Annotated in this window: 18 protein-coding genes; 3 read left to right on the forward strand and 15 right to left on the reverse strand. The window is 51.4% G+C overall.

The window, feature by feature from the left end; translation table 11 throughout:
* Positions 1-9 precede the first annotated feature (9 nt).
* The 11 genes from MJZ26_03540 to MJZ26_03590 form a co-directional block, all read right to left on the reverse strand.
* Complete coding sequence (locus tag MJZ26_03540) at positions 10-909, reverse strand: siroheme synthase (protein MCQ2104846.1); 900 nt, start codon at positions 907-909, stop codon at positions 10-12.
* Complete coding sequence (gene cobA, locus MJZ26_03545; protein MCQ2104847.1) at positions 906-2507, reverse strand: uroporphyrinogen-III C-methyltransferase; 1602 nt, start codon at positions 2505-2507, stop codon at positions 906-908. Before cobA ends, MJZ26_03540 begins: the two co-directional genes overlap by 4 nt.
* A 45-nt stretch (positions 2508-2552) precedes the next feature.
* Positions 2553-3506 (reverse strand): hydroxymethylbilane synthase, encoded by a 954-nt coding sequence (hemC, locus tag MJZ26_03550; GenBank protein ID MCQ2104848.1) that lies wholly within the window; start codon positions 3504-3506, stop codon positions 2553-2555.
* Positions 3507-3581: 75 nt separating this feature from the next.
* Positions 3582-4859 carry a glutamyl-tRNA reductase gene (gene hemA / locus MJZ26_03555; GenBank protein MCQ2104849.1) on the reverse strand — a complete coding sequence of 426 codons (1278 nt, stop codon included), beginning with the start codon at positions 4857-4859 and terminating at the stop codon, positions 3582-3584.
* Positions 4860-4884: 25 nt separating this feature from the next.
* On the reverse strand, positions 4885-5943 hold the full coding sequence (locus MJZ26_03560) for an Lrp/AsnC family transcriptional regulator (protein MCQ2104850.1): 1059 nt from the start codon (positions 5941-5943) through the stop codon (positions 4885-4887).
* 48 nt (positions 5944-5991) lie between these two features.
* Positions 5992-7164 carry a putative heme d1 biosynthesis radical SAM protein NirJ1 gene (gene nirJ1, locus MJZ26_03565; protein ID MCQ2104851.1) on the reverse strand — a complete coding sequence of 391 codons (1173 nt, stop codon included), beginning with the start codon at positions 7162-7164 and terminating at the stop codon, positions 5992-5994.
* Positions 7165-7173: 9 nt separating this feature from the next.
* Positions 7174-7782 carry a penicillin-binding protein activator LpoB gene (locus MJZ26_03570; protein MCQ2104852.1) on the reverse strand — a complete coding sequence of 203 codons (609 nt, stop codon included), beginning with the start codon at positions 7780-7782 and terminating at the stop codon, positions 7174-7176.
* Between the two features lie 111 nt (positions 7783-7893).
* The gene (locus MJZ26_03575) at positions 7894-8217 is read right to left on the reverse strand and encodes a hypothetical protein (protein MCQ2104853.1); all 324 of its coding nucleotides are present in this window, start codon (positions 8215-8217) and stop codon (positions 7894-7896) included.
* Positions 8218-8282: 65 nt separating this feature from the next.
* On the reverse strand, positions 8283-10142 hold the full coding sequence (gene mnmG, locus MJZ26_03580) for a tRNA uridine-5-carboxymethylaminomethyl(34) synthesis enzyme MnmG (GenBank protein MCQ2104854.1): 1860 nt from the start codon (positions 10140-10142) through the stop codon (positions 8283-8285).
* Positions 10143-10242: 100 nt separating this feature from the next.
* Positions 10243-11535 carry a redoxin family protein gene (locus tag MJZ26_03585; protein ID MCQ2104855.1) on the reverse strand — a complete coding sequence of 431 codons (1293 nt, stop codon included), beginning with the start codon at positions 11533-11535 and terminating at the stop codon, positions 10243-10245.
* Between the two features lie 24 nt (positions 11536-11559).
* Positions 11560-13254, reverse strand: coding sequence for a proline--tRNA ligase (locus MJZ26_03590; protein MCQ2104856.1), 1695 nt, complete (start codon positions 13252-13254; stop codon positions 11560-11562).
* Between the two features lie 106 nt (positions 13255-13360).
* Between MJZ26_03590 and MJZ26_03595 the strand changes: the two genes are divergently transcribed.
* Positions 13361-14695, forward strand: coding sequence for a DUF2914 domain-containing protein (locus tag MJZ26_03595; GenBank protein MCQ2104857.1), 1335 nt, complete (start codon positions 13361-13363; stop codon positions 14693-14695).
* A 2-nt stretch (positions 14696-14697) separates the two neighbouring features.
* Here MJZ26_03595 and MJZ26_03600 read toward each other — a convergent pair whose 3' ends face one another.
* Positions 14698-16095, reverse strand: coding sequence for a carboxylesterase family protein (locus MJZ26_03600; protein ID MCQ2104858.1), 1398 nt, complete (start codon positions 16093-16095; stop codon positions 14698-14700).
* A 61-nt stretch (positions 16096-16156) separates the two neighbouring features.
* On the opposite strand from MJZ26_03600, the gene MJZ26_03605 reads away from it, so the two are divergent.
* On the forward strand, positions 16157-17020 hold the full coding sequence (locus MJZ26_03605) for a carbon-nitrogen hydrolase (GenBank protein ID MCQ2104859.1): 864 nt from the start codon (positions 16157-16159) through the stop codon (positions 17018-17020).
* Positions 17021-17151: 131 nt separating this feature from the next.
* Complete coding sequence (locus tag MJZ26_03610; protein MCQ2104860.1) at positions 17152-18186, forward strand: agmatine deiminase family protein; 1035 nt, start codon at positions 17152-17154, stop codon at positions 18184-18186.
* Between the two features lie 168 nt (positions 18187-18354).
* Here the strand turns inward: MJZ26_03610 and MJZ26_03615 are convergent, their stop codons facing one another.
* The 3 genes from MJZ26_03615 to MJZ26_03625 form a co-directional block, all read right to left on the reverse strand.
* Complete coding sequence (locus tag MJZ26_03615; GenBank protein ID MCQ2104861.1) at positions 18355-19782, reverse strand: Mur ligase domain-containing protein; 1428 nt, start codon at positions 19780-19782, stop codon at positions 18355-18357.
* A gap of 72 nt (positions 19783-19854) precedes the next feature.
* Positions 19855-21147 carry an RluA family pseudouridine synthase gene (locus MJZ26_03620; protein ID MCQ2104862.1) on the reverse strand — a complete coding sequence of 431 codons (1293 nt, stop codon included), beginning with the start codon at positions 21145-21147 and terminating at the stop codon, positions 19855-19857.
* 20 nt (positions 21148-21167) lie between these two features.
* Positions 21168-21983: a hypothetical protein gene (locus tag MJZ26_03625; protein MCQ2104863.1), complete on the reverse strand. Its 816-nt coding sequence runs from the start codon at positions 21981-21983 to the stop codon at positions 21168-21170.
* Positions 21984-22146 lie beyond the last annotated feature (163 nt).

Raw genomic sequence — 22146 nt, forward strand, 5'->3', positions numbered from 1 at the left:
GCGAAAAAACTATGACACGGTTGTAGGGTCGAGGAAATTCTTTTCAATTTGTTCCAAATCCTGGCCCCAGTCGGTCTGGATTTTCTGTTTCAGTTTTTTGGCGAGACTGGGTGCGCGACCGCGGGTAGAAACGGTGACGGTAATGTTTTCCCCAAAGTCCATTCGGGCGGGAACAATAAAGTCTCCATCCAGATAATCACAGGCGTTGTTCACCATAATGCGGCGAGCACGGGCATCATTGCTGACCTGCGCGTTTACAGCCGGCTGGTCCGTGCAGATGTACACCATGGATACACCGCGAAGATCCGTAGAATCGTAAGGACGTTCCACCAGATTCAACATGGTCATAGATCCCTCGGGAATCTGCAGACTTGCAAACTCGGGATCGAACTGTGAAGCCACCACCGTAATGCGGGCTCCTGTAGGCAACAAAGTCTTTACCTTACGTAAGGCAATGCGGCCACCGCCCACAACCAGTACGCTCTTACCTTCCAGCTTAACCTCAATTGCCAACATGCTGGAATTGAAATGCGTAGAAGACTCAGCAGTCTTTCTGGTTTTCTGAGCGCCTTTGACTCCAGCCACCACCATGTCAGCAAAGCCATTCCACTCGCCAAGAGGCGGCAACAAGGTCAGCGGAATCTGCGGGAAATCCTTCTGTGCGTTAGCCACGATAGCTGGGATATCGCCCTTGGAATGCTGGCCGCTCAAAAGCAGGTACGGAAGCAAAGTCACCGACTCCACATCCTCACGCAAAAGGGCGCGCAGGTCATTGTCCAAATCCAGCAGGCTTGTACTTGCAATGCGGGCGTCAGGCATATCGTGACGCAAGCGGTCCAGCACCACTTCAAAGGCGCTGTAGGCTCCCGGACGGATGCAGTTATGGGCAATAATCAAAACGACTTTCATACAGAGTAATACTCCGCAATTTTTTTGACCAGGGAGTCCATGGTAGTTTCTTCACTTTCCACAACATCGAAGCCGTACTTCTTGGCAGTAGCGGTTGTGAGACGACCGATGGAGAAAGCGAGGACAGGAACTGCACTGGATTCTTCGCTCAGCTCAGAATGACGGGGGCTGAGTTCAGAATGAAGGGTCTTGCCCTCGGTGCCACAAATTGCGGTCGCCTTGGCGAAGGCTTCTACGGCACTGGAGCTAGCAAATACAACTGCGTCGGCGTTTGCGACAGCCTCACGTTTCCAGTCGGGCATGGATGCTGCAGGCAGCGTTTCGTATACTACCCAGCGGGTTGCCTTCGGAAGCAAATTCAAGATGGTTTCGTCGGCAAGGTTGCCCTGGAGAAGGAGGATGCGGGATTCGCCACATTCGCCGGCGGTGCACTTTTCTGCAAGCAGTTTGCCCAAGCCTTCGCCGGTATGATCCTCGGGAACGTAGTCGCAGCGGATGCCACGTTCCAGCAACTTCTTTTCGGTAATCTTTCCGACGGATGCAATTTTCTTGCTGGCAAGAACGCGAATGTCAAGGCCAGCCTTGAAGAGAGATTCAAAGAAGGAATCAACGCCGTTGGTGCTGGTAAATGCGAGGACGTCAAAATTTGCGAGGTCTGCGAAATCAGCAACAGCCCCATCCAAAGAACCTACGCGAGGTTCGACACCACGGGTTTCGATCATGGGAGTTTCAATGACTTCAGCACCGAGAGCTGTAAGGCGAGAAGCAATTCCCCCAGCCTGCTTTGCGGCTCGAGTAATCACCAGACGCTTACCGGACAGCGGCAAATCCTTACGCCAAGCGAGAGACTTGCCCAGATCCACCACATCACCCATAATGGTAATGGCGGGCGCGGTCACGTTTTCACGGAGGATGGTCTCCCCCGCTGTTTCCAAGGTGCATGCGACCGTACGCTGATAAGGCGTAGTTCCCTTTTCAATGAATGCCAAAGGAGTCTTGGGATCCTTGCCGCATTCCATCAGGCGGCGGGCGATAAAATCCATGTTGGCAATACCCATGTAGAACACCAAGGTTCCTGGGCATTTGGCTAAAGTTGCAAAGTCGAGGCCCAGTTCTGCATCACTATGACCTTCCGCAGAACCCTTCTCGTGTCCGGTAATGATGTGCAAACTTGTTGCAATGCCACGATGGGTCACAGGAATTCCCGCATAGGCGGGCACAGAAATTCCAGCAGTTACGCCAGGAACCACTTCAAATTCAATTCCGGCCTCTACAAGTTCCAAGCATTCTTCACCGCCGCGTCCAAAGACGAAAGGATCGCCACCCTTGAGACGAGCGATTACTGCACCCGGATTTTCCTGGGCAAACTTCACCAGCAGTTTATTGATTTCGGACTGTTTGACCTTGTGATGGGTCGGCATCTTGCCCACATCCACCATCTGAGCCTTATCATTGCTCATGGCTAAAATCGCAGGAGAAACCAGACGGTCATAAACGACTACATCGGCCTTCTCCAAAATGGACTTGCCCTTCAGAGTAAAAAGTCCCGGGTCACCAGGACCAGCGCCAATCAAATAAACTTTACCAAAATTCTTCATTTCGTAATGAAATTTAGAATTTATGCAGATCGGCTATTTTGGTTTCTATGGATTGAGTTGCTTTTTGATGAGTTCCGCAAGGGATACACCCAGCTGTTTAGCTTTCTGCACGGATTCTACTGCGGCAACATCAAAGGCTGCCGAGTCTTCTGCACGAAGCAGGCGCTTGGTAGTTTCGTCCCAATAGATACCGCGAATCCTAAGCATACGATTGCCAGCACATCCGCTGGTTGGCACATTCGCGAATTCAGCAAAGCTTGCCACCGGGAACTGGCAGCCAGCATCAAGAGCCTTGAGGAAAGCCATTTCTGCAACGGCAATGCAGTAAGTTTCTAAATGGTTGACGCGGTTCAATGCAGCAGTCACTTCGGAAGCGCAGCCGTTCTTCAAAGTTTCAATGGCAAGAATTCCCTGACCGCTTGCAGGAAGCATCTTGTCGGTGTCGAAATATTCCGTCACCTGATCTGCTAGGCCCATGCGCTTGAGGCCAGCGGCAGCCAGAACGACGCCATCCAATTCAGCCAACTTAGAAATGCGAGTTTGAATATTTCCGCGGATAGACACGTATTCCAGATCCGGACGCAAGGCCTTCAGCTGGACCACACGGCGGATACTTCCTGTACCCACCTTCGCACCTGCCGGCAGATCCATAAAGCGGCAGCCATCCTTACCGCCGCGGGCAAGGAACGCATCTCGCGGATCTTCGCGCTTGAGAACCGCAGCCAGCTTGAATTCCGGCAACACCTCTGCAGGCATATCCTTCAGGCTATGAATGGCAATATCTGCTCGACCTTCAAGCAGAGCAACTTCAAGTTCCTTAATGAAGACGCCTTTACCGCCAAAGCTGGCGAGGGACTTGTCCAGACGGCGGTCGCCCTCTGTAGTCATGGAAACCAGTTCGTAACTGAGGTCGGTGTTGGCAGCCACGATTTCGTCGGCAGCCATAGTAGTCTGGGCAAGAGCCAAAGCGCTTTTACGAGTAGCAATTCTAAGTTTCATCACAAGACCTTCTTGCAGGATCCTTCGCGGCTTCGCCTCTCAGGATGACACTATGATGGTTCTGCTCACATGTCATCAGGAAGACGCCTTCGATAAACATTCCAAATACTTCTGCACATCCTCTGCAGAATTTTCTGCTTTCACCTTGTACAGATAATCGTTGGCCATCTTCTTTGCGAAACGGACATACATCATCTGAATGCGATCGGAATCTTCCTGAGACAAGTCCGGCATGGAACGCAACAACTTTTCGCATTCATCTTCCGCAGTGGTCACCATTTGGCCAGCAAGAACGTTAATACGCTTTGCCACATCGTCCATGCGGTACCACTGCAAAAATTCCTCGATACCTTCCTGAAGGATCCTCTGGGCAGCCTCCAGTTCAATCATGCGAAGGCGGCGATTTTCTGAAACAATCTTTTCCAGGTCATCTACGCAAACATACTGAACACCGGGAAGTTCCCCGATAGACGCTTCTGCATTGCGAGGGCTACCCAAGTCTATAACCAAGCGCGGGGCGGAACCATCCTGATGATGGCCGGCGGAACTATCCTGCGAATTCTCCGCGACCTTCAGCAAAACTTTAGCGTATTCATTCTTCGTTACAATTGGCTCCTGGCAGGCACTGCAAAGAATCATCACATCCGCCTTGCCCATAACACTATAGCGGTCTTCAAAACGTACCGGAGTCAGCACATCCTCAAACTTTTGGGCGTTGGCAAACGTACGGCTGGAGGCAAAAATTCTGGTGGTATTTTCCTGGACGTACTTCAACATCAGGGAACCCATTTCGCCAAGGCCAACAATGTACACGGAACGATTTTCCAGATCGTCGAAAGTTTTCTGCACCTGTTTCATAGCCAGGAACGGAATGTTGCAACTGAGCTTGCTCAGGTTGGTTTCGGTCTTGATACGCTTGGTAGTGTGAATTGCACCCTGGAAAAGTTTATTCAAGCTTACGCCTGTCGTACCTGCCTGATGAGCGGTTTCATAGGCTCGACCAATCTGATGCAAAATCTGGTCCTCGCCCACAGCCACAGAATCAAGGCCCGCGCAAACATTCATCACATGATGAACAACCGCATCTCCTTCGTAACTATAGAAGAACTGGGCAAAATCTTCGTAATTCTGGTGAGCAAGGCCGCACACATAGCGAACCAGTTCGCCTTCTTCCAAGGGGCGGTCACTGGCCACATAGACTTCGGTGCGGTTGCAAGTAGCAAGAATCAAAAGTTCATCAAAGTTGGAATGCTGAAGAGCCTCGGCCTTCATTTCCATCGTGATGTAGAACTTTTCACGGATGGCAATTTCTGCCACCTTATGACTCATTCCTGCCATGTAAATCTTTCGCATGGCAGCAAATGTAGAAAAAAGAATTCTATTCCGTAAAATACTTGTAACTGGTCTTCTTCAATTCACGAACAGAATGAAGAACAACATACTTCGGATTTCCAAGAGTTGCGGTGGTCTCGGTCACAAACTGGCTTAGCTCTTCGTCGCTCTGAGCATGGAACATTCCATAGACATTATAAGGAAAACCTTCAAATGCCGGACGTTCATAGCAATGAGAAACATGAGGATTTGCAGCAAGAACTGCGCCTGCTGCGGAAGCATCCATGGAAAATTCGCCAGATGCTCCGATATCAAAGCAGACCATGGCATTGCAAGGGAAACCCGCCTGCTGATGGCGAAGTACAGCTCCAAAACGACGCATGCGCTTTGAAGTAAGATCTGCGCGTGCCTCACCAAGAATGGTCTCTAGATTCTTCGCTCCGCTCAGAATGACACCTTGGAATAAATCAGCAAAGGGTGTCAAAGAATGAGGCAAGTCTCCGCTCAGCAAACGAATGCGAGCCTTATCCATTTCCGAAAGTGGCACGGCCTTTCCAGCGGATTCGCCACCCATTCCGTGACGGTCCACTTTTTCGCCAGACTCTTGCTTAGAGCCAGCAGCCTTTCCCATTACCGTATTGATCTTAAACATCTTCTTTGCCGGCATGGAATGAACATCGTGCAGCGCAGTTACTTTCGTTAATTTATCTATAATAGACTGCAAGACTGTTTCATTTTCGGCAATGACCGTAAACCAAACGTTGTATTCGTGGGAACGAACGTAGTTGTGGGTTATGGCAGGAACATCCATCACGACTGCGGCAAACTTTTCAAGTTCTGTCTGCGGATGATCCGTCGCTCCATCAAAATCGAAGTCCGACTCCGGCACACGACCTGCACACAGGCGACTTACCAAGCCCAATCGCTTAGTATCGTACACACCGCCAATGCGGCGAATCACGCCAGAAGTGCGAAGTTTTTCTACAGCTTCAAAAACCGTTTGTTCGTCTTCGTCAACCAACTTTCCGATAACAGCATAAGGACGGTCTTCGATGGGAAAACCGTCCTGAATGATATCAAGAATTCGCTGTTCTAATTCAGTCATGACAATTTAATTGACGATTGATGATTATTATCAACCATTCATCATCAATCATTCATTAATTTCGTCGTCGGTCAGGTAGCAAGCAGGATCCATTTCCCAGAAGTCACCAGTAACCGCCTCGGCTCGGGTACGGAAGTTACCGTTGCAAAGGTTCAGGAAAGCGCACTTGGGGCAACGACCCTTCAGCAAGGGCTTGCGGTCCTTAAGGCCAGCCATGATCGGATTGGAAACGTCGGTCCAGATATCGCCGAACTTACGTTCACGAACGTTACCCAGGGTAATGTACTGAGTGAACTGGTCCGGATGGACATTGCCAATGCTATCGATGTTACCGAAGGCCATGCCGCTACGGTTGCCGCCATTGCTCTGGATCAATTCCAGAATCTTCTTGGCGCGTTCCGGATCTTCACGCTTCATACGCTGGTACAGGTACACAGCATCGGCGTGGTTATCCACCGTCAGAATTTCCTTGTTCAGGCCTCGCTTCTTGAAGTCGAGAACGCGGTCAATAATCAGGTCCATAACCTGGCGGCTTTCTTCGTGACTCAGGTCGTGGTCCACAATACCACTGCCGCGGCCGCTATAGACCAGATGGTAGAAACAGGCGCGATCGATGTTCTCGGACTCAATAAGGTCGAAAATAGAATTGAGGTCGCGATAGTTGTCCTTGGTAATGGTAAAGCGAAGACCAACCTTCTGGCCGGTAGCCACGCAGTTACGGATACCGCGGATGGCAAGCTTGTAGGCACCTTCCTTACCGCGGAACTTGTCGTGAGTTTGCTCGTTACCATCAAGGCTAATTCCCACATATCCAACGCCCATGGCCTTCAGCTTTTCTGCCACTTCGGGAGTAATGCAGGTACCGTTGGTAGAAATGGTGGGGCGAATGCCCTTGCTTGCAGCATAGTTTGCCAATTCAAAGAAGTCGGGGCGAAGCAGCGGTTCACCACCGCTGAACAGGATCACCGGGACCTTGAATTCGGCCAACTGATCAATCAGAGCCAAGCCTTCTTCGTGAGTCAATTCGTTCTGGTACTTGATGGCCTCGGAACGGGCATAGCAATGTACGCACTTCAAGTTACAGGTCTTGGTGCAGTTCCACACCACCACCGGGCCACGGCCTTCGGAAACGCCGTTCTTAGCTTCGTGAGCCTTGGGAGTGTAACGAAGTTGGTCTCCGTAATTCGGAGCATCCATCAAAAGCTTGGTAATACTGATCATAGATTTCTATTAAAGCTTAACAGCGTCCTTGGAAACAAACTTCTTGATCTTCTTGTCGCCCAGCCAGAGCTTCTTGTGGGTCTGAAGGTCGGTCAGTTCCAGGTCGATCTGGTAGAACACAACGGACTTGCCACCTTCCTGGTCGATGATGGAATTGATGGTGCCGGTGAGCATCAGGTCTGCGCCCTGTTCCATGCCAAGTTCCTTGGTGGTTTCTGCAGTGGCGTTACCGCGCTGGTCCATGACTTCCTGACGGAGTTCCTGACGTTCGGTTGCATTGGCAACAAAGTCAGCCTTGCCGGAGTTGATGAGAGCGCGTTCCATGTCCTTAACAAAGGTTTCTACGCTAATGTGTTCGTGGCTCTTGTTGCGAACGTTGCCGATAACGACGGTGGGCACGCGGCCCAGTTCAGCAGACATCTTGTCGTACCAGGGGCGGGTCAGGCAGTCCATGATCATTTCGTCGGCAACCAGGCGGGAATCGGTGTCGTTCCACTTGCCAGAAAGGTCGGTAGTGGAATTTGCATCGATACGGGTAACCTTGCTACCACCACCGCTGCTGCATGCAACAAAGCAAAGGCTAAGGCCAAGAGCCAAGAGAGCAAAAATTTTACGCATAGTATTCTCCTTTAAAATTTATACGGGCTACAAGATAGAAAAATGCATTGCATAAAAAAAGACCTCATCCAATGGATGAGGTTCCTTTCAAGATTCTAGGCGAAGCACCGATTACTTGTCAGCAAACTTCTTAGAAGCTGCAGCGACCTTCGGGTCCTTCTGAGCGTCCTTGATCTTCTGCTTAATGCCGTCTTCGATGTGCTTCTTGAGCTTTGCAGCCAGAGCCGGGAAACGGTCTTCAAGAGAGTCGCTAAATACCTTGGGAGCCTTGGGAGCAGCCGGCTTTGCACCGAACTTGCCACCCTTCTTGAAGGGGCGCTTGCCACCCTTACGGGGAGCCTTCTTCTTGTCGGCAGTCTTCACTTCTTCCTTAGTTTCAACCTTAGCTTCTGCAGCTGCTTCTACCTTAACTTCTTCGACTTTTTCTTCTGCCATGATATACCTCTTGAAAAATAATGTTTTATTGACGGGCCAAAGATAATAAAAATTCAACCCTCTGTCTATGTTCGATTTTCCAACCAGTGGGCCAAAACGGTGATATCCGCAGGGCGTACACCGGGAATTCGGCTTGCCTGGCCCAAAGTCAAGGGCTTTTGGGCGTTCAGGCGCTGGCGGCTCTCGATACTGATGGCCGGAATGGACATGTAGTCAAAATCGGGCGACAGCTTGACGGATTCCATCTTCTTCTGGTCGTCGATTTCGCGGGCCTGACGGTCGAAGAAGCCAGCATAAATCTCTTCGGCGTACATGAACCACTGATCGCGGCGGAGCACGTTCTGGTCTGGCACAGCCACCTTGAAGAACATCTCGGGATCGATGCCCGGACGGCGCAGCACATTGATCCAGCGGGTGCGCTCGGTAGCAAGAGCCTGACCGCCGGCCTCGAGAATCTTGTTGGCGTCCTCGGGCGTAGCGGATTCTTCCGTAAGGCGACGCTTGATGGATTCCATCTGCTGCTTACGGGCGATCCAGGCATTATAATCAACATCGGTCAGCATACCGATGCGACGGGCATGTTCCTTAAGGCGGGCGTCGGCGTTATCGCTACGGAGGAACAGACGGTATTCCGCACGGCTGGTGAACATACGGTAAGGTTCATCCAGCAGGACGTTGACCAGGTCGTCCACCATGACACCCAGGTAACTTTCAGAACGACCAAGAATAAAGGGTTCCTCCCCCTTCACCTTGAGAGCCGCATTGATGCCGGCCATGAGGCCTTGGCCTGCAGCCTCCTCGTAGCCGCTGGTTCCACAGACCTGTCCTGCGAAGTACAGGCCCGGAACATTCTTGCATTCAAAAGTCGGATACAGCTGGGTGGCGTCCACGGAATCGTATTCCACCGCATAGCCAATCTGGAGCACCCGTGCTCGAGTCAGACCGGGAATGGTATGGATTGCAGCCAGCTGGATATCAGCAGGCAAGCTACTGCTGAAGCCGTTAATGTAGACGCGTCCAATGTCCGCCTGTTCCGGTTCCAGGAACAACTGGTGGCCATCGCGGTCGCCGAATCGATTAATCTTGTCTTCAATGCTTGGGCAGTAGCGAGGGCCGCGTCCCTGAATACGGCCGCTGAACATGGGGCTGTCCTTGAAGCCGCTACGCAAGATGTCATGAGTCTTGATGTTGGTACGGGTAATCCAACAGACGCAATCGTTGCGAACCGGATCTTGATGGCGGTCGCTCATGGGCCAAGGTTGGTCGTCACCGCGCTGCACATCGCACTCGTTAAAGTCGATGGAGTCCGGATCAAGACGGCTAGGCGTTCCGGTCTTAAGGCGACGAAGACGTACACCGGCCCGGGCTAGGCATTCGGAGAGCTTATCGGAGCTAGGCTCGCCCACTCGCCCACCAATGCTTGTATCAAGGCCAGTAAACATCTTGGAAGCAAGGAACGTACCGCTGGTTACCACAATGGACTTCGTGATATAGCGGTCGCCATTCAGCAAGGTCAGTTCCAAGCGACCATCGGCCATACGTTCAAAGCAGGCCAACTCCCCCTGGATAACGCTTAATCCCGGCAAGGACGTAATGACTTCCCGGGCCACCTCGCTATAGTACTTCATGTCGCACTGGGCACGAGGGCCCCATACGGCAGGCCCCTTGCTCATGTTCAACATGCGGAACTGAATTCCAGCCTTGTCTGTAAGCAGGCCCATCAGTCCACCAAGCGCATCGATGTCTCGAACAATCTGGCCCTTGGCCACACCGCCCACAGCAGGATTACAGCTCATGCGGCCGATGGCATCAATATCCATAGTCAACATGGCGGTCTTTACACCAAGCTTCCATGCAGCATGAGTAGCCTCAATGCCGGCATGTCCGCCACCCACCACAACAACATCGTATTCAGCGAGAATCATTTTCGTTAAAAAGGGATTAGTTAAAGATTAGGGGAACTCGAATCGGAACTTGAAAAAAACGATAGACTCGAAGGTCTATCGTCTTTTGTCTTAGGGCAAATTACTTTGCAGCTGCCGGAGCTTCTGCTGCCTTGGCTTCTTCAGCCTTGCGAGGATCTTCCGGATTCCATTCCACCTTCTTACCCTTCAGGAGAGCGGCGATTTCTGCCTTCAAAGTATCCTTTTCAGATTCGAATGCGGCGTACATCTTGTAGGAGCCATCCGGGTTCACCAGGTAAACCTTGGGAACGTAGCCATCGCTGTAGAGTTCACCGAACTGGCGGGATTCATCCCAAACCACGTTAACAGTTGCATCCCAGTTTGCGTTATCCATAAACTTGCGGATGCCGGACTTGTTGTTGCCACCGCTAGCCACAGCGAGAGTGGTCAAGCCATCCTTGGCAAATTCCTTGGCGATTTCAAGAATCTGGGGAGCTGCATGAGCGCAGTGGCCGCAGGTTGCAGAGAAGTAGAACACCAGCAAGGACTTGTTTGCAAAGGCGGTGATATCGTCAGCCTTGGCAGAGATACCGGAAACCTTCACCTTGTAGTTCATAAGCTTGGGCATGCCGTTAAGAAGAGTGTCGCCCTTCATGCCGGCAACTTCTTCCTTAAGCTTCTGCTGTTCTTCTTCGAACTTCTTTGCTGCAGCAGCGCGCATTTCCTGGGCCTTGGCCTGGAAGCGCTGACCGATAGCAGCGAGGGAATCTTCGGGAAGCTGGAGAGTAAAGGTAGAGTCCTGAACCTTTGCAGAAGATTCCTTGACACCCAGGATGAAGTAGTCTTCGTCCAGAGTGGTTTCGAACTGCTTGCCGATACCGATCAGCTGGTTTGCAAACTGAAGACCAATCAGGTAGGAGAACTTGATGTTGTTGGAGCTTTCTGCATTCACGACCACTGCTGCACCGGTAGAGGGAGTAGTCTTTGCAATGGGCTGAGCGCGGCCAACAGAATCAATGTAGGCGCGAACCTTGGCCTGGTCATCACCGAGGTTTGCGAGAGTTGCACTATCCGGGCGAATTTCTTCGGCACGCTTACGAGCGATAACAGTGTAATGCTGACCGATTTCCTGAATCTGTTCCGGAGTCATCTGGAGCTTGAAGGCAGTATCGTTGTTTGCCTTGACATTATCGCGGATAGCCTGGATTACAGCATCTTCATTCAGTTCTTCACCCATCTGGCGAGGAATCAAGGTAAAGTTCTGACCGCCGAACTGAGCGCCCAGCATGTAGGCAAACTTATCGAAGTCAGAGGTGTTAGCGTCAATGGCAACCTTCTTAGGAGCAGCAGACTGTTCATTGCAAGCAACGAGAGCAAGAGCTGCAGCGCCAAATGCGATCTTCTTAATGTTCATTTTTAATCTCCTAATTATTCAAACTTATTCTGCGAAGTAAGCCTTGGCCTTGGCCACAACTTCTTCGACCTTGACCATGGTGAATTCCTTTTCGTTGCGGAACTTCCATTCCACTTCGCCGTTGGCAAGACCCTTCTTGCCGATAGCGATACGGACCGGGGAGCCCCACAGGTCGGCATCCTTGAACTTGACGCCCGGACGTTCGTCACGATCGTCCACGAGAACGTCGATGCCGTTAGCTTCAAGTTCTGCTTCGAACTTTTCTGCAAGTTCCACCAGTTCCGGTTCCTTGCCGATGGGAACGATTTCCACCTGGAAGGGAGCGATGGACTTGGGCCAGATGGGGCCGAAGTCATCGTGGCTGTTTTCAACAACGGAAGCCATGAGGCGGCCGATACCGATACCGTAGCAACCCATGATGGCGGGAGCGGTAGTCTTTTCGGCAGTGAGGTACTTGGCACCCATGGATTCAGAGAACTTGGTGCCCAGCTTGAAGATGTTACCCAGTTCGATACCGCGGGTTTCGGAAAGTTCTTCACCGCAGTTCGGGCACTTGCAGCCGCCCTGAGCTTCGGCGATGTCGGCCACTTCGAATGCCGGGAAGTCGCGCTTCGGGGTGCAGTGCATCAGGTGGTAGTTTTCTTCGTTGGCGCCCATCACGAGATCGCAGGCGTCAGCCAGAGCTTCGTCCACGATGATGCGGGTGTCGTGAGCACCGATGGGGCTAGCAAAGCCAGGCACCATGCCGCACTGGCGGATGAGGGCGTCGTCTGCAGGGTAAAGTTCCTTGGCCTTCAGCAGGTTGTGGAGCTTGATTTCGGAAACGTCCAAGTTGCCCGGAACCATGACGGTAATGAGCTTGCCTTCGAAGTCGAAGAACACGCACTTGGCGGTGGACTTGGGGTCGATCTTCAGGAATGCGCTCAGTTCCTCGATAGACGGGCAGTGAGGAGTTTCAACCTTTTCGGGCATGGCGTTAGCGTCGCCCTTGTAGGTTTCGCGAGTAAACTTTGCGATTTCGCGGTTGGCCTGGTAGCCACACTTCTTACAGAGAATCAGGTAGTCTTCGCCGTTGGGAGTATCCAGCATGAATTCGTGAGCAATTTTTCCGCCCATGATGCCGGTATCGCTCTGGACCACCACCGGTTCAATGCCTACGCGGCGGTAAATGCGGAGGTAGGCATCGTATTCTTCCTGATAGTGCTTGTCCAGGTCTTCCTGAGAAGAGTGGAAGCTGTAGGCGTCCTTCATGAGGAATTCGCGGACACGGATCAGACCGCCGCGGGCACGGGCTTCGTCGCGGTACTTGGTCTTGAACTGGTACAGCATGAAGGGCAGCTGCTTGTAGCTGTTCAGCACGTAGCGGGCCATATCGGTCATGGCTTCTTCGTGGGTCATGGCCAGCACCATGTTGTGGTTGTTACGGTCCTTAAAACGGAGAAGTTCTTCGCCGATGGCCTGGTAACGGCCAGATTCGCTCCACAGGTCTGCGGTCTGGACCACGGGCAGGTCCACTTCGATACCGCCGATCTTGTTCATTTCTTCACGAACGATGTTGGTAATCTTCTGGATCACGCGGTAGCCGATAGGCATCATGGAGTAGATACCGGTAGAAACAGGCTTGATATAGCCGCCACGCATCAGGAAGATGTGGCTGGGCATAGTTGCGTCGCTGGGCGTTTCGCGGAGCGTGACATAGAAGTACTTAGAGAGTTTCATTTTTCTTTCCTTTTGACGAGCCCGGTAAACAGGGCCCACCTATTAAATTCGAGGGATAATTTAGAAAAAAGTAGGGCGACACATCAAATTTTGTATCTTATGGGATATGGAATTCGTTGATAAACTTCGTGAAAAGCCCCTTGTAAAAAAAATTGAAAAGTTCTTCCCCGCCATAGCCTTTCTTGGCGGTTTCGGGTGGGACTCAATTACCCTGGGCATGTCCATCGACGATAGCGACCTGGTATTTCTCCTGGCGTACTACACCGGCGCCCTGATTCTTGTTGTACTTCTGTCTGCAAGGCTTGAACATCCCGAAGGCTGGACAGCGGAACGCATCATGGCCGCAGCCGCCGCAAGGCCTCAAAAGCAGGCACCGAAACAAGAAGCTAAACAACCACCAAGGCAACCCACCACAAAGATCGGCAACGCAGCCTCCACCGCGGCATCAACAGTCGCAAATGCAGCCACCTCCGCAGCCTCATCCGTCGCAAGCGCCGCAGACAAGCTGGCAGAAAAAGTTGGACTCGAAAAAACAGCCATTCCCGAGAACGCCATCGTTGTAGAGCACCACTTTTTAGATCGCGAATGGTCCCCCGTCTGGAAGGATCGTTTTACCTGGGCATTGCAGTTCTTCTTCGGCGGTATTTCCAGCGCACTTGTAGTCTGCTACTTCAAAAGTAGCGGTTCCCTAGCATCGCTCATTCTTGTTATTTTGTTAGCAATGCTTCTGGTGGGTAACGAATTCCTCAAGAAGCATTACGAAAGCTTCGGCCTGAACCTCACCATGTTCTGCCTCCTTGGAACCATGGTACTTAACTTCACCATTCCCCACCTGGTTCACAGCATCGGATTTGGATGGTTCTTCCTGAGTACCATGCTGTCCTTCGGGGTTTGCGCCCTGATATGGAAAATCTCCCGACGAACCAAGAAGGTTCTGATTGCGCCGGCCGTCATCAGCGTGTTATTGATTGTTGCCTACCTGATGAACTGGGTCCCGCCGGTGCCTCTTGTTCTTAAGCAGCAGATGGCTTGCCAGAACTTCGACAAGGAAACATACACCTGCGATATCGACGCACCCAGCTTTCTACAAAAGGTGGGGCTAAAGTCTCCCACGGTCCACCGGATGGACGGAAACGAAGTCTACTTCCTCTCCTCCGTCTACGCCCCGGCAAAGCTGAAAGCGGAGCTGGAATACCGCTGGTACTACCAGGAACCCTCCACCGGAAAGTACAAACTGACAGACAAGATATCCTCTAGCCGCATGACCATTAATGGCGGCCGCGAGTCTGGTTTCCGAAGCTTCTCCAAGAAGAAGAACGTTCCACCCGGAATCTACCGCGTGGAAACCGCATACAAAAATGGAGCCGTTATCGGCTCCAGTGCATTCGAAGTATTTGAAGGCGCCCCTGAAAACGGATTCGTCAGGGACACCCTCCGCTAATCTTATTTTCTAATGCCGAACTTGATGGCGCGTTCGCCCTGAACCTTCAGGACGTATACGCCGTTGTTCAAGACATTCAGTTCCACAGTATTGCCAGCAGAAGCAACGCCGTTCATAACGGCACGGCCACGCAGGTCAACCACCACGTACTTCAGGTTAGAACCGCGGCTCACGCTAAAGCTCAGGTTGTTTTCGCCCATGTGTACGGCAGCAGCACGAGTCAACATCACAGCCGGATTCTTCACGACGCCGGCAGGGCCCTGGGTCAGGTTATAAAGAAAATCAAATACACGCTTTTGGACTTCCTTTGCGTACTTGGGATCGTCATCGTAGAATTCATGCTTGACGCCTTCCACAAAGTAGGTTTCGTGTTCAATCTTCTTTGCAGTCAAGAGAGAATCAATGACGTAGCTACCATAAAGAGTGGGAGCGTGCAAATCAAGACCGATTGCTGCAATGGATGCTGCAGTACTGGGCATCAGGTTTGTCAATACACCAGCCACGTTGCTCAGGGGGCGACCCGTCTTGAAGTAAACCGTACCGTCGTCAGTGCCATGAATCAAAAGCACCGGAGTCTCGTTGTCGCCAATCATATCCAAGTTGTGAACAGCACCCCACAGGGATGCGGCGCCATTGGCGCGGGAATCAGTACCGGGTTCGCCGTATTCATCAAGAGCGCCTAGCAAAGGTTCCTTCTCAATGTAGGACGGGAAATCCTTCTCGGAGGAAGCATAGATGTTTTCAAGGCTGAGGATTGCACCAGCGCTGTTACCAATCAGGTAGATACGACCGGGATTGATTCCCAGGGATTCTACATTCTTGCGAGCAAAGCGAACGGCGGCGCGGATATCCTGAACGCCACGATACACAGAGCGGGCAAAGTTAGCGCTATCAATAGAAAGCTGACAGGTCTTATCCAGGATGGGGCATTCCTTGCCTTCCAAGGTCACGCCAAGGCGATATTCCAGAGACATGACCACGTAACCGCGAGCAGCCAGGGAATCGCAATAGCCAACAGTCTTCTGGGACTTGTCGTCCTTATGGCCGGCAACAAATGCTCCACCATGGGAAACGATAACCATGGGGCGATCAGTCACCGTATCCTTCTTGGGCATGTACACATCCACAAGGATAGACTTGTTCTTGGTTTTGCTTTCGCTGCTGTAGAAATAAGCGACCGTGCCATCACCCTTCACATCGGAAACCTTTTCCAGGGCTTCGGTAATAAAATGGGTTTCACTGAGATGCGGAACGTCTTGAGCAATGGGCCAATCCTTGGTCACTTCCACTTCGAACATTCTGTCTTTGTAACGTTCTGCAGCACCGGCAACAGAGGCAAGCAAGGCAAGCACCGACAAAGCGACTGCTACGCAACGCATAGTAGCGAATTTTTGTTTCATATTTTCTCCTTCTAGAAAATTCCGGACGGATAATATAGACAAATTTTCTAAATTTATTTGCATGAAGAAAATCAAGACCGCAACTTTGCAAGGCAAGTGGACTGGCGACACCAAGTCCAACAATGAATGGTACAAGGCCGAAGCCCTCAAGCTGAAAGGCCAGGGAATCGACATCCTCGTTCTCCCGGAAATGTTCCACACACCTTATTTCCCCTTTGAAGAAAACGCAGACTTCTTCGATATGGCAATCGAAAAAGACGACGTAATCGTGAAGGAATGGCAGGACATTGCCCGCGAATTAGGCGCAGTAGTGGTTTTCCCCTTCTTCGAGAAGCGCGCCCGCGGAATCTATCACAACTCCGCCTTCGTGTTTGAACGTGACGGAAGCATCGCAGGTCTCTACCGCAAGAGCCACATTCCCGACGACCCCGCCTTCTACGAGAAGTACTATTTTATTCCCGGCGACACCGGCTTTGAGCCCATCAAGACTTCTGCCGGTAAGATTGGCGTTCTGATTTGCTGGGACCAGTGGTTCCCCGAAGCAGCCCGCATCATGAGCCTGAAGGGCGCAGACCTGCTGATCTACCCCACCGCTATCGGCTGGATGAAATCCGAACCCGCAGAACTTTACCCCCGCCAGCAGGACAGCTGGACTACCGTCATGCGTGGCCACGCCATCGCAAACCGCACCTTCGTGCTTTCAGCAAACCGCATCGGTACCGAAGGGGAACTGACCTTCTGGGGAACAAGCTTTGTGGCAGCCCCCGATGGCTACCTCATCAAGAAATGCGACACGGACTTCCTGGGCGCATCCATTGTGGAAATCGATCTGGGCGAAACCGAATTCAATCGCCGCTGGTGGCCCCATTTCCGTGACCGCCGCGTGGATTTGTACGGTGATATCTTGAAAATCTGGTGCGACTAGGAAATTAACAATGAAAAATGAAGGATGAAAAATGATATTAATGGCGCTTCGCGCTTCATTATAGAGGACTCCTCGCTTCGATTATTTCATTCTTAATTTTTCACATTTCATCTTTCATTTAAAGAGTATTTATGGCAACCGCAAAGAACAACACATTGCGTTATCCTGCAGAATGGGAAGAACAGGCGGCAACTTGGCTCGCCTTCCCCCACAACAAGAAGAACTGGTACGGCGAACGCGGTGAAAAGATTCGCAAGTTCTACATCAACCTGATCCAGACCATCAGCGAATTCCAGCCGGTGAACGTGCTGATCCCTTCCAAGAATTTCTTGACCTTTGACGAAAAGTTGGCCTTGGCCGACCGCCCCTTCCCGGTAAGCGTCATCTTCCTCAAGACCAACGACATCTGGATCCGTGACTATGGTCCGTTCTTCATGAAGAAGGGCGACAAGACCGTTATTTCCCAGACCCAGTTCAACGCCTGGGGCGCCAAGTTCCCTCCCTGGAATCACGACGACAAGATTCCCGAAACCATCGCGGAAGCCTTTGGCTACAAGATGGACAAGAGTGTTCCCTACATCTTTGAAGGCGGCGCCATCGAAGTCAACGGCGACGGTCTGGGCATCACCACTCTGGACTGTCTCATCGGCAAGAACCGCAATGCAGAAAAGGACCTGACCAAAGTCATCAAGGCACTTTGCAACGCATTCGGCCTCAAGTCCCTATTGATCCTCCCCCACGGTCTCCACGGCGACCACACCGACGGACACATCGACAACGTGGCCCGCTTTGTCACCAAGGATCGCGTGGTCATGTGCTGGGAAGAAAGCAAGAAGAGTCCCAACACACCCATACTCGCCGAGGCAAAGCACCTGATTGAAGAATTCATGAAGGCTCACTACGGCAAGAAGGCCAAGGTGGACACCCTCCCCATGCCGCCCCAGCGCGTTCTTGAAGACGGCCAGATTCTTCCGGCCAGCTACATGAACTACATCCACGTGAACGGCGCCCTCATCTTCCCCAAGTACAAGAGCCCGAAGGACGCTGTCGCACAGAAGTATTTCGAAAGCGTATTCCCCAAGTTGAAGGTTATCGGCATCGACTGCCGCACCGTCATTGAGGAAGGCGGTAGCCTGCACTGCATGAGCAAGCACGAAAGTAAGTAAACGAAAAACCGCTTTTCTAACCAGCGTTCGTTCTGTTTTAAGTAAAAAAACGTCCCGAAATTTCGGGGCGTTTTTTGATATTCGCTTTATTCTGTTTACAGATGAGCCTCACTCTCGCCTGCGACGGATTGTCGATACGAGTCGCCTACGGCTCACGGCATGAGCGCCCTACTTGCTTTCCAGCATTTTCTGCACGCTCTGGGCGAACTTTTCCAGAGACGGGTCGCGGGCGCCCATGAGCAAGATGGTATCGCCGGGCTTGGCGTCGGCCACCATGGCGGCGGCGCATTCATTGCGGTTCGCGATGTAGATGGCGTCGGAGTGCTTGTTAATCAAATCGTTAACTAAGTCGCCAGCGGAAATATCGCGGGTCACGGTACCGCCAGCGTAGTAGATTTCGCTGAAGTACATACGGTCGTTGGAACCAGCGCCAATTTCTGCACCAGGGTTGCGCAGAGCCTTGTTGATAAATTCCACCAGGTCGTTGCGCAGGAAACGTGTGGGGCCAAAGCCGTGGGGCTGGAACCAGGCAAGTACGCGGCCAGAGGTAAAGCCCTGGGCGCTCTTGATGCTGGCAGAAATCTTTGCAGGATTATGGGCGAAGTCATCCACCAGAGTCACGCCGTTGAAGGTGCCAAGAATCTGATGGCGGCGGAACACGCCCGGGAAGGAGCTGAGGGCGTCCGCGCAAGTCCTAAGACTTACGCCGGCCTGCAACGCGGCAGCGGTTGCAGCCAGGGCATTTTCCATATTGTGGCGGCCCGGCATAGGCACGGTAAACTTCACCAGTTCATTGTTGTGACGGCAGCGGAAAACAATTGCCGGGCCATCCGTGCGGAAGTCAATGCCCTGGACGCCCACATAGCTTTCGGTGCCGAAGTCGTTGTGACGATCCTGGCTGAAAGGCTTTGCCAGCGGGTGAGCGTCATTCACAATCAAAGTCTTGCCGTTATTCAAAATGTTGTCGCGGAACTTGCCGAAGATTTCCTGCAGTTCGCTCATTTCCTTGTGATCTTTGTCCACATTCAGGATGAGGCCAACTTCGGGTTCGTAACGGACCAACGTTCCATCGCTTTCGTCAGCTTCAACCACAAGCCATTCGCCCTTGCCGCTGACAGCATTACCGATCTTGCCTTCCTTCTGGAGGTTCACAAGGCCTGCGCCGGTCATTACAGAGGGCTGCAATCCGGCGTACTGCAAAATGTGGTAAATCATGGCAGTCACAGTAGACTTGCCGCTGGTGCCGCTAACCGCAATGGTCTTTGCTTCCTTGGAAATCTTGGCCAGCATTTCGCTGCGGTGCATCACCTTCACACCAAGTTCCTTGGCACGCTTCAGATCCGGATTGGTATCTTCGATGGCGGTACTGACCACAACGGCGGAAAGATCCGCAGTTACACCAGAGCCGTCTTGGGCGAAGCACTTGATACCGCACTCTTCCAGCTGTTCCATAACCCGGGGCTTCTCGCAGTTGCCTGCAAGATATTCACCAAACTGACGATCAGAACCGCGAACTTCAACACCGCGGCCCACCAAGTACTGACCGATGGCACTCATGCCAACACCAGCAACACCGATAAAGAAATAAGAAGACATAATAATTGATGATTGACAGTTAACAATGAACAATTAATAACGTCGTTGCTTTATTCATTGTTAATTGTTCATTTATAAAAGGTTCGGGTCAATTGTGGGTTCGTAACCGGGTTCAACGAAGTCTTCAGCAGCAATGCCCTTGCGGCGGGCGGCCTTCATCTGCTTGATGAGCTTACGTTCTGCAGCCTTGGCCTTGCGGGCGGCAGCACGTTCCTTACGTTCTGCCAGGCGCTGAGCACGAGTCTTACGTTCCTTGTAGGGAGCAGCCTCTTCCGGAGTGATGGCCAGGATTTCATCGCTTGCGTATTCATCGAAGTAATCATCGCCATCATCTTCAAAACGCATTTCCGGGTCCAGTTCACGGAACGCAGTATCGTCTTCAACATCAAACTTGGGAGCGTCTTCGGGACATTCCTTCTTCAACAGCTTCAGGACCTTGTCGAAAGGCTTTTCCAGAGGAACCTTGAACTTCATCTTCTTTCCCGTGGTCGGATGAATCAGTTCAATCTTCACAGCCTGCAACAGCTGGGCGGGCGCGATTTCCAAAACCTTCTCGGCGTATTCACGCATCAAGGGAGACACGCGATTAATGCAACCTTCACGTCCATCGTACAGCGGGTCACCAACAACAGGATGACCCATGTAGCGGCTATGCACGCGAATCTGATGGGTACGGCCAGACTCCAACTGTAGTTCCAGCAAAGTAGCGAAGTTGAAGAACTTCTTGGCAGTATAGTGCGTACGGCTTTCCTTACCGCCGCTGACCACAGCCATCTTCAAGCGATTCTTGGGATTGCGACCGATGGGAGCATCGATAGTACCTTCCAAGTCACGAACATGGCCCCACACCAATGCATTATAAGTACGATGCAAAGTGCGGGTTTCCAGCTGGTGAGCCAAGTGACGGTGTGCGTTATCGTTCTTTGCCACCACCATAAGACCCGGAGTATCCTTGTCCAAGCGATGAACAATACCTGGGCGCAGCGCACCATTCACCGTAGAAAGATTTTCCTTGAAGTGGTACAGCAAGCCGTTGGCCAAGGTTCCATCCTTCACGCCATTACCCGGATGAACCACCAGGTTGCGGGGCTTATTGATCACCACAATGTCGTCATCTTCGTAAACGATATCCAGAGGAATTTCCTGAGGTTCCAGGGTGCTTGCTTCCTTTTCGGGAATTTCGCCACAGACCACCACCATGCCCGTTTCTACACGGAAGTTCTTGGGAGTGGCCACCCCACCCACCTTCACCTCGCCGGCAGCGATCATCTTCTGCACGTCGGTGCGGGACACATTTTCAAGAACGCTCGTCAAAAACTTGTCGATACGTTCACCATTCTTCTTTTCGTCTACAAGATAATTCATACATGTAAAAAATAGAAAAATCAAACCAAGTAATGTTCGGCAATCTTTTTCACCATGGACGAATTAAGCGGCAACGATTTGGTTTCCATTGAACAAATCAAATTATCACCAAAATAGTACCCGGCGTTTTGGTAATGACGAAGTCTTTCGATAGCCTTGCAGGCATATTCCTCCTGCCCCATCATACCAAGATGTTCCCATATATATTCCTTCCCGGTTCGTTTGTTCAAGCATGTAAAATCAGGATGCACGGTTCCCATCCCGCGAATTTTCAGCGGTTGTTCGTAACGAAAGGGAATTTTCATATAAGACAACGTATCGGCAATCATCATTTCCGACTTGGACCGAACGAAGAATCCCATGGACGTTTGAATCTTTGCGCCATCTTCCTCAAACGGTTTCCTCTCGTATTCAACATTTTGCCATCGTTCCGCAAAATCCGAAAGGCCAAGCCTAAACGGATTGACTACATCTCTACGCCCTTCCAGGAGATTTTCATAAACGCCATCAAGATCAGTCTTTTCCATCTTGGCCAACAGCGCATTCAATGAGCCTCTTACTTTCGCAATTTCTGCTAACAGCTTTTCATCATACGCTTTTTGTGCCAGCCTGCAAGCATCGGTGAAATGTTTGCCATCAAGATACGTTCCGTTGGAATACTTCCCCTTCACTAAATAATAGCGAGGAAGCTTATTTGGTCCCTGTTGCATTATTCGCAATCGACCTTTGGGCGCATTTTTCACAGCCGCAAGCTTTTCTTGATACAATTCGTTCAGCATTGAAACCTGAGACTTCAGGCTATTGCAAAATTCCGCAGACAGTAAACGTTCAGCCATAGATAATCTCCTTCTAAGTAAACAACAAGATAAACCAATCGCAGGCAATATCTCAAATTCCAACATTTCGAACTAGGATTTCGCACAAATTGCATCATTTTGCAATCAGTTGTTTACATGGAATTGGCTAGGCAACCCCATTTGAGCGATTCGCCTTTGTTTT

The sequence above is a fragment of the Fibrobacter sp. genome, assembly GCA_024398965.1.
Classification (GTDB): Bacteria; Fibrobacterota; Fibrobacteria; order Fibrobacterales; family Fibrobacteraceae; genus Fibrobacter.